This window comes from Thermobaculum sp. T2p, assembly GCF_059335935.1.
Genome location: NZ_JANZYQ010000020.1, coordinates 179,248 through 192,763, shown reverse-complemented (window position 1 = coordinate 192,763; position 13,516 = coordinate 179,248). Strand labels below are relative to the sequence as shown.

The 13,516-nt window shown below is 45.9% G+C and carries 13 protein-coding genes and 1 pseudogene; 8 read left to right on the top strand and 6 right to left on the bottom strand.

Features of this window, described 5'->3' with window-relative positions:
• Positions 1–150 precede the first annotated feature (150 nt).
• Genes N2245_RS10620 through N2245_RS10610 form a run of 3 tightly spaced genes read left to right on the top strand, consistent with a single transcriptional unit; the run spans position 151 to position 3,952 of the window.
• Positions 151–2,160, top strand: a complete 2,010-nt coding sequence (locus N2245_RS10620) for a DNA translocase FtsK (RefSeq protein ID WP_494536705.1) — start codon at positions 151–153, stop codon at positions 2,158–2,160.
• Between the two features lie 49 nt (positions 2,161–2,209).
• Positions 2,210–3,253, top strand: coding sequence for a sensor histidine kinase (locus N2245_RS10615; RefSeq protein WP_494536704.1), 1,044 nt, complete (start codon positions 2,210–2,212; stop codon positions 3,251–3,253).
• Between the two features lie 18 nt (positions 3,254–3,271).
• On the top strand, positions 3,272–3,952 hold the full coding sequence (locus N2245_RS10610) for a response regulator (RefSeq protein WP_494536703.1): 681 nt from the start codon (positions 3,272–3,274) through the stop codon (positions 3,950–3,952).
• 5 nt (positions 3,953–3,957) lie between these two features.
• Here N2245_RS10610 and mutL read toward each other — a convergent pair whose 3' ends face one another.
• A complete protein-coding gene (gene mutL, locus N2245_RS10605; protein ID WP_494536702.1) occupies positions 3,958–5,715 on the bottom strand; it encodes a DNA mismatch repair endonuclease MutL in 1,758 nt (585 codons plus the stop codon).
• A gap of 32 nt (positions 5,716–5,747) precedes the next feature.
• Between mutL and recO the strand changes: the two genes are divergently transcribed.
• Entirely contained in the window at positions 5,748–6,512 is a 765-nt protein-coding gene (gene recO, locus N2245_RS10600) for a DNA repair protein RecO (RefSeq protein WP_494536701.1), read from the top strand.
• Between the two features lie 3 nt (positions 6,513–6,515).
• Here the strand turns inward: recO and N2245_RS10595 are convergent, their stop codons facing one another.
• Together N2245_RS10595 and N2245_RS10590 are read right to left on the bottom strand one after the other, a co-directional pair.
• Positions 6,516–7,007, bottom strand: coding sequence for a hypothetical protein (locus tag N2245_RS10595; protein ID WP_494536700.1), 492 nt, complete (start codon positions 7,005–7,007; stop codon positions 6,516–6,518).
• 4 nt (positions 7,008–7,011) lie between these two features.
• On the bottom strand, positions 7,012–7,752 hold the full coding sequence (locus tag N2245_RS10590) for a SpoIIE family protein phosphatase (RefSeq protein ID WP_494536699.1): 741 nt from the start codon (positions 7,750–7,752) through the stop codon (positions 7,012–7,014).
• Between the two features lie 103 nt (positions 7,753–7,855).
• Here N2245_RS10590 and gatB point away from each other — a divergent pair, with 103 nt between their 5' ends.
• Together gatB and N2245_RS10580 are read left to right on the top strand one after the other, a co-directional pair.
• A complete protein-coding gene (gene gatB, locus N2245_RS10585) occupies positions 7,856–9,307 on the top strand; it encodes an Asp-tRNA(Asn)/Glu-tRNA(Gln) amidotransferase subunit GatB (protein WP_494536698.1) in 1,452 nt (483 codons plus the stop codon).
• A gap of 107 nt (positions 9,308–9,414) precedes the next feature.
• Complete coding sequence (locus N2245_RS10580; RefSeq protein ID WP_494536697.1) at positions 9,415–10,674, top strand: Glu/Leu/Phe/Val family dehydrogenase; 1,260 nt, start codon at positions 9,415–9,417, stop codon at positions 10,672–10,674.
• Between the two features lie 4 nt (positions 10,675–10,678).
• Here N2245_RS10580 and N2245_RS10575 read toward each other — a convergent pair whose 3' ends face one another.
• The 3 genes and pseudogenes from N2245_RS10575 to N2245_RS10565 all read right to left on the bottom strand — a co-directional run bounded on the left by N2245_RS10575 (position 10,679) and on the right by N2245_RS10565 (position 12,502).
• Entirely contained in the window at positions 10,679–11,335 is a 657-nt protein-coding gene (locus N2245_RS10575) for a potassium channel family protein (RefSeq protein ID WP_494536696.1), read from the bottom strand.
• A gap of 10 nt (positions 11,336–11,345) precedes the next feature.
• A pseudogene (locus N2245_RS10570) lies at positions 11,346–11,762 on the bottom strand (potassium channel family protein); the annotation flags it as partial.
• Positions 11,763–11,776: 14 nt separating this feature from the next.
• Positions 11,777–12,502, bottom strand: a complete 726-nt coding sequence (locus N2245_RS10565) for a metallophosphoesterase family protein (RefSeq protein WP_494536695.1) — start codon at positions 12,500–12,502, stop codon at positions 11,777–11,779.
• 128 nt (positions 12,503–12,630) lie between these two features.
• On the opposite strand from N2245_RS10565, the gene N2245_RS10560 reads away from it, so the two are divergent.
• Positions 12,631–12,852, top strand: a complete 222-nt coding sequence (locus N2245_RS10560; protein WP_494536694.1) for a hypothetical protein — start codon at positions 12,631–12,633, stop codon at positions 12,850–12,852.
• 16 nt (positions 12,853–12,868) lie between these two features.
• Entirely contained in the window at positions 12,869–13,501 is a 633-nt protein-coding gene (locus N2245_RS10555) for a hypothetical protein (protein ID WP_494536693.1), read from the top strand.
• The last annotated feature ends 15 nt before the right edge of the window (positions 13,502–13,516 follow it).

The following is a 13,516-nucleotide window of genomic DNA, read 5'->3' as shown; positions in this document are numbered from 1 at the left end:
GCTAAGTCCGGTAGCCAGCGATCTGCAGGCAAGACTACAGTCAGAACTCCGAAATCCACCAGGTCTTTGTCGCAACCTAAAAATCGGTTGTCTCGGACTCCGACTAGTGGGCGATACCCTGCAAACACGCAGGTGCGACTCTTTGGCATTATGTCGCTTATTCTAATAAGCCTTGCTGCGATCTATTATACTTCTGTTGAAGGCTCATTATCTGGGGCGGTAGGCGAGCTATTCTCACATCTGGGTATAGTATCGATCCTAATACTGATTGTGTTCGTAGGTGTACCTGTTCTGTCCCTCTTTGCCCCACGCCTCTTGCTGGAATACGTTGATGTGAAGAGATTGTCTGCCGTTGTAGTTCTAGCTGTGTCTGGGCTAACCTTGTTGGGATTATTACACCTAGGAGGTATGTGGGGTAACAGCCTGGCAGATGTTCTCTGGCAAGCCATGGGGGTAGGAGCAGCGGCTTTAGTCCTTGTAGGAGTCCTAATAGGGTTACTACTCATGGGTGTTCCCCCCAGGAATATTCGAGATGGATTCCTCCTCTGTCTTAAGCTGGCAATAAGAGGCTCTGTATTGTTAGCTAGACTCTTTTCTAAACTTGCAAAGCTTCTCATATCCTGCTTCTGCGCCGTATTGAGTCGCTTTGCTCGATTTATGAGGTCCAGGAGGAAACCTGTAGTAGTAGTCAATCATGTCAAGCCTACAGCTACCAAGAAGGTCCCAAGGGATATAAGGGAGATACCCAAACTAGTCCTCCCTCAGAAGGAAGATCCTGTTGTCTCACAGAGCAGTAGTAGTGGTCCGCTACCCCCTATAGAGCTGCTTGAGCCTTCTGAACAGGTTGAAATTAGTGAAATAGACGCCATGCAAAAGGCAAAGATCATAGAGGATACGCTAAGTACGTTTGGGGTGGAGGCCTATGTTAGGGAGATCAATCCAGGCCCTACAGTCACTCAGTTTGCCTTAGAACCCGGTCGAGGTACCAAAGTAAGCAAGATTACATCCCTTCAGAACGATCTTGCCCTGGCTCTAGCAGCTTCATCTATAAGAATAGAAGCACCAGTGCCAGGCAAGCCGAGGGTAGGTATAGAGATTCCCAACAATCAGTCTATAACGGTCAAGCTAAGGGATGTAATGGATACCTCGGAGTTCCAGAACTCGAAGGCAAAGCTCAAGCTCGCTCTTGGTAGGGGTGTCACTGGTAGACCCGTAGTGGGTGACCTTGCTAAGATGCCCCATCTGTTGATAGCAGGTGCTACGGGAGCCGGCAAGAGCGTATGCCTGAACAGTATCATAACTGGACTGTTGTTTCAACACACACCAGATAGTCTGAGGTTCTTGATGGTGGATCCCAAGATGGTAGAACTAAAGACATATGATGGCATCCCCCATCTACTCTGGCCTGTAGTTACCGATACCAGCAAGGTTGTGGGTGTGCTGAAGTATGCTGTTGCCGAGATGGAAAGGCGCTACAAGCTTCTGTCTGAGCTAGGTATTCGTAATATAGATGCCTATAATAAGCGAGCTGAAAGCGATAATCAGCCAAAGCTGCCGCAAATTGTGATTATAATCGATGAACTGGCAGACCTAATGATGGTTGCTCCAGATGAGGTTGAGTCCCTTATATGTAGGCTAGCTCAAATGGCTAGGGCGGTGGGTATACACCTAGTTATAGCTACACAGAGACCTTCAGTTGATGTACTTACTGGTCTTATCAAAGCTAATTTCCCTTCACGTATCGCTTTTGCGGTTAGCTCTCAGATAGACTCTAGAGTCATACTTGATATGCCAGGAGCTGAGAGGCTGCTTGGACGTGGTGATATGCTCTTCCTTGGTCCGGATTCATCCAAGCCTATTCGTGTTCAGGGCACACACGTATCCGATGTAGAGATAGAGTCGGTTGTTAAGCACTGGATACAGGTGCAGCCAGCACAGTATGATCCTGAGGTAGGGAGGATCATTGACGCAGAGACTCAGAAGACTACAGATGCTGCTGAAGACCCTCTGTATCAGGAGGCTGTTGAGATCGCAAACTCCACTACCAAGGTCTCTACAAGCCTATTGCAGCGGAGACTGAGAATAGGCTACAACCGAGCTTCAAGGCTTATGGATGCTCTAAGAGATAACGGTATCATAGATGCTACATCTGAAGGTTGAAATGTAACTTGACATAGATATATCCTGTTATGAGGAATATAGCTTTGTTATGAGCAAAGATAAAGAGTTAAAGGATAATGGCCAAATAGCAAATCAAGCTGCCTTACAGCTCTCTGAGAGAGTCCAGGGGTTTCTTGGGGAGCTCCGAGAGATGCGGCAAAGGGTCAAGTCCCTGCTAGATGCTAAGCAGCTAGATTTAGACCAGTTGCGTATATTGCTGGATGATCTGCAGTACGCTAGCGAGGATCTAACTGGTAGAGATAGTGAAAGGTGGAAAACAAGGTTAGAGTCCTTAAGCCGGACGGAAATATCTATCAGGGATGAGATCACAAAGCTAAAGCAGGTTCTAGAGAGGATAGATGGGTTCATTCAGATAATCTCACTTGCAGATACCGTGGAAGACAATACGGACTCTGGCTTTAAGGATGCCTTTACCTTGATGCGTGTTTTGCAAGGGCAAGAGATGGAGCGTTCACGGCTCGCAAGGGAAGTTCATGATGGTCCTGCCCAGGTAATGGCCAATGCCATAATGGCCATAGAGTATTGCGAGCGCTTACTTGAACGCAGGCCGCAGAGCCTTCCAAGCGAGTTGCATCGCATAAAACTATCCTTGCGCCAAGGTTTGGAAGAGGTCAGAAGATTTATATATGATCTGCGCCCGAGTGATCTGACTAGAGAGGGCATAATTGCTACTTTACGTAAGTACGCTGAGGATTATCAACAACAAGGCATCGAGGTCTCTATAGATATAGATGAGGCAATTGATAAACTGACCAACGATGAGCAGAAATTCGCTCTGTTTAGAATTATACAGGAGGCTATGCAGAACTCCCGCAAGCATGCTTCTGCCAGCGAGGTCAGGATTCAAGGACGTATAGTGAGTGATGGGAGCGTAGAGCTTCTAATAGCAGATAACGGAAGAGGATTTGATCCTGAGGATAGAAGCGAGAGAGGTGAACACTACGGTCTTAGAAACATGAAGGAAAGGGCCGAGGCCTTGCAAGGAACTCTTGATATAAAGTCTTCCATAGATGATGGTACCGTAGTTCGTGTTATCTTTCCCGTATCTAAGGTTTTGGCTGTTCGGTATTGATTCTTCAGGGGCGCGATTATGGGCATCAAGGTACTATTGGTAGATGACCATCCTCTATTTAGACAAGGAGTATCTCATGCGCTCTCTAACTTCCCAGACCTGGAGGTGGTTGGAGAGGCATCTGACGGACAAGCTGCAATAAAGTTGGTGGATAAGCTTTCCCCTGACGTAGTAGTAGTTGATATAAATCTGGAAGGCCTTAATGGTCTTGAGGCGACCAGAGTTATAAGGAGAAGATATCCTAACGTGGGAGTGGTTATTCTTACTATGCATGAGGATGATGAACAGCTATTTAACGCCATCAAGGCTGGTGCTGCTGCCTACGTGACTAAAGACACGTCTCCAGATAGGTTGGTGGATATTATTCGTCGAGTTGGTAAGGGAGAATACATAATTAACGAGAATCTGATAACCAAGCCTTTTGTCGCGTCCCGCGTTTTGAAGCAGTTTCGAGACCTGGCAGCGCTTGAAGATGAAGAGAATCTATTCACTCCGCTCACTAGTAGAGAAGTTGAGATTCTAGATTGCATTGCTAGAGGGATGAGCAACAAGGAAATCGCTCGCCAGATGTCCATATCAGATCAGACTGTAAAGAATCACATAACATCCATTTTGCGTAAGCTGGCCGTAAATGACCGCACACAGGCCGTTATTTATGCCCTGAAAAGGGGATGGATAAAGATAAACGACGAGACTTAGTATAACTATCCTTTCCTGCCAAATTCCCTCTCGAGTTGAGATTTCGTAAGTTCCAATATAGTTGGTCTCCCGTGAGCACAAGCAGTGGGGAAATTAGTTTGCTCTAGCTGTTCTATGAGCGATCGCATTTCCTGTATTGATAGCTGTTGACCCGCTTTTATGGCGCTTCTACATGCTAGTGACACTGCTACGGCGTTTCTCCTGAGCTCGACGTTGGAGAAGTTGTTGATATCTTGACACAGGTCTTCGATAAAGGCCATGACCTCTTCCTTGGGAAGTATCGCAGGGATAGATCTAATGATTACCTCTTTGGGGCCAAAAGATTCGGCCTCAAAGCCTAGCCTGTTCATTTCATCGACCAGGTTTTTCATAAACGCTGCTTGATGATCTCCCAGCGTGACTATGATGGGATCAAGAAGCATCTGGGAGGCTACTTTGTCTGTTTCAAGCTCCTTCTGTATTCTCTCCAAAAGTATTCTTTCATGAGCCGCATGCTGGTCTATAAGATACATGCCGTTTGGCCCCTCCGCGATTATGTAAGTTAGGGATATCTGTCCAAGCACGCGCAGAGGTGGCAACTTGGGCAGAGTTCTCTCTCCCTCGAAATTGCTAGCTGTTTCCGTCGAAGTTGACTCGATATGTTGGGGTTGAGTAGATGTAGTTGGGTGCCAGGCATGATTTTCTGATGTAGAGGCGGAGTTGAAGCTGAATGTAAGTATCTTCAGCTTGCCTTGAGAGTGATCATCTTGAGGGAGTTCTGCATCTCGCGAAGAGAATACTTCCTGAAGGGCTGTCCTTATGGTTCTCCCAACCGCACTGGCCACTCTTCTATCATCCGCAAACCTGACTTCGGCCTTAGTGGGGTGTACGTTGACATCCACAAACTCAGGTGGAATTAGCAAATTAATTATTGCTATAGGAAACCTTCCCACCATAAGGAGAGATGAATAACTTTCTTGTATCGCAAATATCAACTGTTTAGCTGAAACCGGACGGCCATTGACAAACACATGTATATCTGATCTATTGCTACGGTTTATAGATGGTAGACTCACGTATCCTTTGATCTCTAACTCGTCTTCTTTATATGCTATTGGAATCATTTGATCTCTAAGCTGCAGGCCAAAAACCGATCCTATGCAATCTAGGAGATTACCTTTACCAAACGTTTCAAGTTGTTTTTTGCCGTCTATATGTAGTTCAAACGCTATATTGGAATGACCTAGGGCGTATTGCTTGACTGTAGATGTAATTCTAGATGCTTCCGATGTAGGTCCACCAAGGAATTTCAGTCTTGCTGGAACGTTGTAGAAAAGGTTTCGGACTTCAACTTGAGTGCCCTGTGGCATTCCTACCGTTTTGATTCTTGTATTCCCGGAAGAAAAGCATTCAAGCTCTGCTCCGGGAGAATCTCCATGTTTACTGCGTATCCTTAACCTACTGACGGAGGCTATGGCGTATAGCGCTTCTCCCCTGAAACCTAAAGTGGTTATCTTGTATAGGTCTTCTGATGAAGATATCTTACTGGTTGCGTGCTTCTGTACGCACAACTCGAGATCTTCCCTGGGTATACCAGTGCCGTTGTCAGCTACTCTAATTAGATCCAGTCCCCCATTTTCTACGTAGATCTGAATCTTGGTGGCTGAGGCATCTATAGAGTTATCTATAAGCTCCTTGACAACAGATGCAGGTCGCTCTACAACTTCCCCTGCGGCTAGTTGCCTTATTGTCTCCTGGTCAAGAGGCTTGATGTTGTGGGCCATTCTTAACAACCTGAGCTTGATATAATTCATTTATGCAGGAAAGAGTTTACAAAACGCAAGCTATAGTTCTTCGGCGCTTTGACTTTGGAGAGACTGGCAGGCAGTTAATAGTCTTTACTCCAGATATTGGTAAGATCTCCCTAATAGCCAAGGGTACTAAGAAACCGACGAGTAAGCTCGCAGGACATCTCGAGCCATTAACTCTAACTCAGCTTGTAGTTGCTTCTGGACGTAATATAGATACAGTAACGCAAGCACAAACGATCAAGTCTTTCGCTAATGTTAGGTCAGATTCCAGAGTCATACCTTTTGGACTAATAGTGGCCGAGCTCCTGGATCGCATGATTGCTGAAGGGGAGCCTAATCGAGAAATATGGACCCTTGCTGTTGACACACTCGAGAGGCTAAACAGCACAAACGACCCTTGGAAGCCAGTTACCTATTTTCAAGTAAGGTTGTTGATACTAGCTGGATACCAACCAGAACTGAAGGTATGCAGTCGTTGTGGGCAAGATGTTGACCCTGAGTCGGTTTATTTCAGTCTATCAGCAGGCGGGATGGTTTGCCGTGAATGTAGCAGAGGGGATCCGAGTGCCGTTGTAGTTAGCCCAAACGTTATCAAGGCTCTGAGGCTAGCCTCTCTAACTTCATATGAAATGTTCGAGAAAGTGCGTATACCTCAAGACTTAAGGCTGGATGTTGAAGCGATAATAAGAAGAATTTATGCCCATATCCTGGAGAGCGATATTAGATCTATAGCTATGCTTAGAACATTTTATGGAACTGATGAAATCTAGCTATTAAAGTTCTTCAGGAATAGGTAGTCCTTCATAAATCTTGCTAGGTTTTTGTTCTTCCCCGAGCTCATCAGGAATAGCTATATCTTCTCTCCGCTCGGATGACTGGATATCGCTACCTATCTCATCGGGAACCACTTGGTCCTGTTTATCCTCTTGGAGCTTGTTAAGCACCGTCATTAAAACCTCCTCGGGACTGATATTCGTTGTATCCACCGTAATATCGGCTGACTTGCGGGCCTTGTCTAACCTCTGTAACTGGGCTGCGTAGTTATAGGGGCTCATCAAAGCATGCCCCCTTCTTCTTACGGCCTCATATGTGGCATGTAAATATATCACGATGGGTAGACCTTTGTTTAGAAACAGATCTGGGATGCACGAGTGCTCTTGGGCCACCACCCTAGCTTTAATACCGAATTTGCTAAGGTTCTTGGCCAACGTAGTCTTGCCCGAGGCACATACCCCTACTATGACTATATCCTTGTGAGCTCCCATGATGCTATCCCTCCGAGGCTAGCATATCCTCTCTAATAGGCATAACTATGGACATAGTACGCCTTTCTTCATCCTTTTCTCTCTTAGATACAGAAAGTATAGCTATAGACATATCATCTGACGGACGACCACTGTCTAGCTCCACTGCTCTAGTCAGTATGCAATCTGCCAGATCAGCAGGTGCTTTGACAATTGATAGACAGCGAGATATAAGCTCTTGGAGATCCAGGTTTCTACTAGCTCTACGCCCAGCATTTAGAATGCCATCTGTCATCGCTATGATCATAATCTTGGGACGAAGTGGTACTGTTAGGTAGCAAGGGCGTGTTTCTGGATAGATCCCAAGAGAATTTGAGGAACCAGAGAGTTCCTTAATGATCAGTTTACCGTTGCTCTCTACCAGGTACACAGGCACACTGGAATTGGTTGTAATCCTGCACACTTTATCTTTAGTGTCTGCAGATATCGTTATGAGCGCGCAACTTACTCGCCCACCCCTATAATGGTAAAGGTGGTCGTGCAGGGCTTCGTGTACCGCCGTATCTCGAACCCCTTCCTTTAGTAAGCCCACAGCCTTAGATGTAACCAGATTGCTTAGAGTTTTAGCAGCGTATCCAGAACCCTGGGCATCAGCTATAACTATGCTAAGTCCCCCAGACGGTCGCTCCACCACCTCTACAGTATCGCCACTATCGCGCGATGCATATCTGTTGAGTTTGCTTATTGCTACATCCAGCTGCCACAAATTGAACACTCCTACCAAATGGGTGATAACATAGTATCGGACTTTATAAAGTAAAAGACAATGTTAGCTTTCTAGGCTTGAATTGGAGGTTGAGGTTTCACATATGGAGTATGAGGCCGTAATAGGGCTTGAAGTGCACGCTCAACTATTAACCAAGACTAAGATGTTTTGTCGCGATCTGGCTGACTATTCTGGCGCAGCTCCGAATAGTCATATATGTCCAGTATGCGCAGGTTTCCCAGGTGTGCTTCCGGTGATTAACGAAGCTGCAGTTGAGCTTGCCCTAAGAGTGGGCTTGGCTCTTAACTGTAATATAGCTCCTATCAGTAGATTTGACAGAAAGCATTATCCATATCCTGACCTTCCTAAGGGATACCAAATAAGCCAGTACAATCTACCCTTGGCAACTGATGGCTATGTAGAACTAGAATCTGGCAAGAGGGTTGGAATTATCAGGGTTCACATGGAAGAGGATACGGGTAGGCTTCTTCACAGACGCTCACCTGAGGGTGAAGTGTACACCTTAGTCGATTTGAACAGGGCTGGGGTACCTCTCCTAGAGATAGTTACTAAGCCTGATCTCCGATCAGGTACAGAGGCCAGAGAGTTTGTATCCAAACTGCGACAAATCCTGCGCTATATTGATGCTAACTCGGGCAACATGGAAGAGGGAGCGCTCAGGGTAGATGCCAACGTCTCTGTCAGGCCTAAAGGCGAGACCTATCTTGGACCCAAGGTAGAGATCAAAAATATGAACAGCTTTAGGGCTGTTGAGAGAGCCTTAGATTATGAGATAAGTAGGCAGATACAAGTTATATCTAAAGGAGGTGCTGTTGAGAGGGAGACTAGAGGATGGGATGAAGCGGAGGGAGTAACCCTACCTCAACGCACTAAGGAGATGGAACATGATTATAGATACTTCCCAGAACCTGATCTGCCTCCCCTAACAATCTCCATTGAGAGGATATCTCGTACCAGGGAACTTATGCCTGAGCTTCCTGATGAACGCAGGCAAAGATTTGTAAGCCAGTATGATATAGCAGAGTCTGATGCTAGAGTTCTTACTTCTTCTAAAGAAGTAGCCAACTATTTCGAGGCAGTTGTGGAGAAAGTGCCCTCATCGGTTGGTGCCAAAGGTGTAGCCAACTGGATAGTAAATACTTTGTTCGGGATATTGCAAAAAGATGGCAAGGATATAACCGAAACGAATGTTACTCCAGATTACCTGGCTGAGCTTCTTGTTCTACTACAAGAGGGCAAGATAAATACCACTACTGCCAGATCTATACTAGAAGAAGTGCATGCTAGTGGTAAGTCTCCGCGAGTAATTGTGGAAGAACGGGGACTGTCGGTGATAGCGGATAGCGATCAGATAACCTCGATTGTGATTAAGGTCATTGATAACAATCCTCAAGCTGTTGCCGACTATCTCAAGGGGAAGAAGCAGGCCATAGGATTCCTGCTTGGGCAAGTCATGAAAGAGACGAAGGGTAGGGCTAGCCCAGATATTGTTAGGGAAGTTCTAACTAAGGAGCTTGCACAGCGATCAACTTAGGTATTTTCGCTCTCAGATTTAAGTGATAACATTCCCCCGGCTAGCACATAGAATGCAACACCATCATGTGCTAGTCGAGGATTATTTTGGGTAAAAGGAGAGTTTGCATGATCACAGAACTTGAGAAGCCTAATCCTTACGAGATCGCTTGTCGGCAGTTTGATATAGCAGCTGACAAGCTAGGGTTAGAAGAGGATCTTAGAAGGGTCTTAAGATCAACTAAGAGGGAGCTCACCGTTCACTTCCCAGTAAAGATGGATAACGGTGAGGTGAAGGTATTTACGGGCTACAGGGTACATCATAATGTAGCAAGGGGGCCGGCGAAAGGCGGTATACGTTATCACCCTGATGTAACCCTCGACGAAGTTAGAGCTTTGGCCATGTGGATGACCTGGAAGTGTGCAGTAGTGCGGTTGCCATATGGTGGGGCAAAGGGGGGAGTAATCTGTGATCCAAAACAAATGTCTCAGAAGGAATTGGAAGGACTAACAAGACGGTTTACTACAGAGATAAGCATACTCATAGGTCCAGACAGCGATATACCAGCTCCTGATGTGAATACTAATTCACAAACAATGGCATGGATCATGGATACTTACAGCATGCATCATGGATACAGCATCCCAAGCGTAGTTACGGGGAAGCCAGTCAATATAGGGGGATCAGAGGGAAGATCAGAGGCTACCGGTAGAGGTGTGGTGTACGTCCTCGAGTCTGCAGCCAAGGAGCTGCACATGGATCTTTCTAAAGTCAAAGTAGCAGTTCAGGGATTTGGTAATGCTGGATCTGTGGCCTCAAGCATACTCCATAATCATGGCGCTTGTATAGTTGCTGTAAGCGACTCTAGAGGAGGTATATATAATCCATCCGGGATAAACCCAAATGAGGTGCTTGAGCACAAGATGGCCACCGGCTCGGTAGTTGGTTTTAGGGATGCGGAGACTATAACCAACGATGAATTGTTGACTTTGCCGTGTGATGTGCTCATTCCGGCTGCCCTGGAGAACCAGATCACCGAACACAACGCTGACCAGATAAGGGCCAGAGTTATCGTGGAGGCTGCTAACGGTCCTACAACCCCAGATGCTGATGAGATTCTATTTGACAAAGGTGTGCTAGTGATCCCTGATATCCTTGCGAATGCAGGAGGGGTCACTGTAAGCTACTTTGAATGGGTCCAGGATAAGCAGGCATTCTTCTGGTCCGAGCGTGAGATCAACCAGAGACTCAAAGCTATACTGACTTCGAGTTTCTCTGAGGTATATCAGCTTTCCAGGAACCAGAAGACCTCCATGCGAACAGCAGCCTACATGATTGCCGTAGATCGTGTTGCCAAGGCCACCAAACTTAGAGGTATATACCCCTAATAACTTATTGGCTTAGAGCTGCCCTCAGCTCATCCTCACTTTCTCTGCGCGCCAAGGCTATCACATCATCGCCTGGCGCAAGCTGAGTGTCAGGGGTTGGAATTATAAGCTCTCCATTCCTAATCACCGCACTTAGAGCGACATCTGGGGGCAGCTCCACTTCTCTTAGAGGTTTGTTGATATAAGGGCTTCTAGGAGAAACCTTTGCTTCTATAATGGCCAGCTCGGCATGCCTAAGGGTCAATAGGTGAGCTATCTCTCTATCAGGCAGGTTTTGCTCTATGTAACTCAGGATGATGTTGGTAACAGATATGGTCGTGTCGATACCAAGCCTCTTAAATATCTCTTCATTTTTCGGATTGTTGACGCGCGCTATGGTATGCTTTGCTCCAAACTTCTTCTTAGCTACTTGACAGATCACTAAGTTGTCCTCATCTTCGCCAGTAACAGCAATTACGACATCAGCTCTTGATGCTCCTGCTCTCCGAAGAGTCTCTGCCTCTGCACCATCTCCCTGTAGGACAACTGCCCCGAATCGCTCAGTAAAAGTGGCAACTTTGGAAGGATTCTTCTCTATCAATAGTACTTCGTAGCCTTCGTTGACTAGCGTCTTGGTAAGATAGTAGCCAACCTTACCACCTCCGACTACTATGATGTACATATCCTACCCCCTATGAACCTTGGTTCTCCTTAATTATGCGATCATGAATAATCCCCACGATAATTGTGGTTGATGGTATCGTATCTATTCCTAGTTCTCTGTACATATCCGCTCTGATGGGATCATAGATCCTGGTGATGACATGAGGTACCTTGAAGATCTCCTTAGCGATCTGAGACGCCATTATGTTCCTGTTGTCCCCGTTGGTAGCCGCAACGAATGCGTCTGCCTCTTCTATACCAGCGCTCCTGAGAACATCTTCATCTATGCCCGTGCCCTTAATTGTTTTACCAGTAAAGTTCTCCCCTAACCTTGAGAACTGGCTCTCGTTGAGGTCGATTACAGTGACTTCATGACCTTCCTCATCTAAACTTCTAGCCAAGGTGCTACCGACTCTTCCACAGCCTACTATTATTACTTTCATCTTATAGAGAGTTCCTCCTAACGACCGTAACTAAGCCTTTGGATAAGCCACTCGCTTGATCCTATAGCTCTCATCATATGTTGAGTTTTTTCTATGTCGTACTGCACACGATGAAACTCTATAAGCTCCCGGTCCACATCCAGGATGGCATAGGCTGCCCTTGGATCCCCATCGCGAGGTTGTCCAACACTTCCTGGATTTATAAGCATGCGGTTGCTACCTATCCTGAGAGCGTAGTCGTCTTCAGGTCTACCTGCTATTGGCTCTCCTTCCTTCCTGTGAGCAAAAACCATTTGGATGTGACTATGTCCCACAAAAATGATCTGCTGTTTCGTGAAGTTAAATGCCTCTTGTGCTTGTTCTGGAGTTAGTATGTACTCCCAAATAGGGTCGGATGGAGATCCGTGTACCAAGTAGACGTGCTCGTGTTCTAGATGCTCTGGCATCTCCTTTAGGTATTTCATATTGTCATCTCTGAGCTGTCGTATTGTCCATTGTATAGAGCGTCGAGCATCGCTATTGAATTCTCGCATAGAAATCACGCCAGCTGCAGCTGCATCATGGTTACCCATTACTACCACATGATCCAATTCTCTTAGTAAGTCTATGCATTCATTAGGTTGGGGCCCATAGCCAACAACGTCTCCCAGACACCAATACTGGTCGACATCTCCCATATCCTCAAGCACTGCTTGCAGTGCTACTAGGTTAGCATGTATATCTGATATTATTCCAAACCTCAATACTTTAGGGCTCCTATAGTAAATGCGTGGTTCTGGGCAGTATATATAAGAGAGTAAGTGTTTGCAAATTGAATGGCAAGAACATTGCTACTCACAATCATAAATTCTATTACAAAGAGGGTAAGAAAGTGAGCTTTATAGATAGTATGATTGGTAACTTCCTAAAGGGGATGGATGAAGAGCAGAGACGTAGACTGATACAGAGTGTACAGGAGCAAGTACTTGCAAACACTACGCCTCAAGAGCGGGAGGCTATACTAAGAGAATTTGCTGAGAATCTGATATCTAGTATTCCTGAAGATGGAAGAGCTAGGTTGCTCGAATATATCATGAATGCCCTCAAAAAGTAGAGCGAAGGAGTAGAAGATGATTTTCAGAAGGAATACCAGCAGAAATAAGGAGATAACAATACGAAAGCCTAAGGTCTCTACCCGCACAGTTACGATAGATATCCCAGATGAGATAGCGTCTGCAATGAGCCCAGAAAATCTGGCAAAACTAAGGGAGGAGCTTAGGCGTTATGCTGTAGAGCTCTCCGAAAGTGCCAGGGAATCTGCGGATAGATTTAACCGTGAAACAATGCCAGCTCTAGCAGAAAGAGTAGAACAAGTTGCTGAAACCCTTAGAACTACTGGGAGAACATCACTTCAGAAGGGCGCTGCTCTTGCTCAAACTGCATCTGAAGAAATCATCCCTTCTGTAAAGAAAGGTGTTGAGAAGAATATTCCTGCGATAACTGCTTCCATTAAGCAGAAAGCATCAGAAAGTGTCCAATCCACTGAGGAGATTGCAGCAGAGCTTGCTTCTAGAGTGAAACCCTATACATCTCAAGCCAAATATGGAGCCGCGAGTGCCTTAGAAAGTACGAAGAGTTTCACTAAAGATTCAATAAAGCTTGTATTCTGGCTTACGGTTGCTGCGTGGTTACTGCTGATGATATTTGTCCCGGATAAAGAAAAGAGGAAAGAGCTTTACAATCGAATACTACAATTTCTCTAGCTCCTTCCTCTGGTC

Excerpts from the sequence above, each read along its gene's own strand:
- N2245_RS10620 (WP_494536705.1), top strand. The coding sequence starts at position 151 with ATGTCGCTTATTCTAATAAGCCTTGCTGCGATCTATTATACTTCTGTT.
- N2245_RS10615 (WP_494536704.1), top strand. The coding sequence starts at position 2,210 with ATGAGCAAAGATAAAGAGTTAAAGGATAATGGCCAAATAGCAAATCAA.
- N2245_RS10610 (WP_494536703.1), top strand. The coding sequence starts at position 3,272 with ATGGGCATCAAGGTACTATTGGTAGATGACCATCCTCTATTTAGACAA.
- mutL (WP_494536702.1), bottom strand. The coding sequence starts at position 5,715 with ATGGCCCACAACATCAAGCCTCTTGACCAGGAGACAATAAGGCAACTA.
- recO (WP_494536701.1), top strand. The coding sequence starts at position 5,748 with ATGCAGGAAAGAGTTTACAAAACGCAAGCTATAGTTCTTCGGCGCTTT.
- N2245_RS10595 (WP_494536700.1), bottom strand. The coding sequence starts at position 7,007 with ATGGGAGCTCACAAGGATATAGTCATAGTAGGGGTATGTGCCTCGGGC.
- gatB (WP_494536698.1), top strand. The coding sequence starts at position 7,856 with ATGGAGTATGAGGCCGTAATAGGGCTTGAAGTGCACGCTCAACTATTA.
- N2245_RS10580 (WP_494536697.1), top strand. The coding sequence starts at position 9,415 with ATGATCACAGAACTTGAGAAGCCTAATCCTTACGAGATCGCTTGTCGG.
- N2245_RS10575 (WP_494536696.1), bottom strand. The coding sequence starts at position 11,335 with ATGTACATCATAGTAGTCGGAGGTGGTAAGGTTGGCTACTATCTTACC.
- N2245_RS10555 (WP_494536693.1), top strand. The coding sequence starts at position 12,869 with ATGATTTTCAGAAGGAATACCAGCAGAAATAAGGAGATAACAATACGA.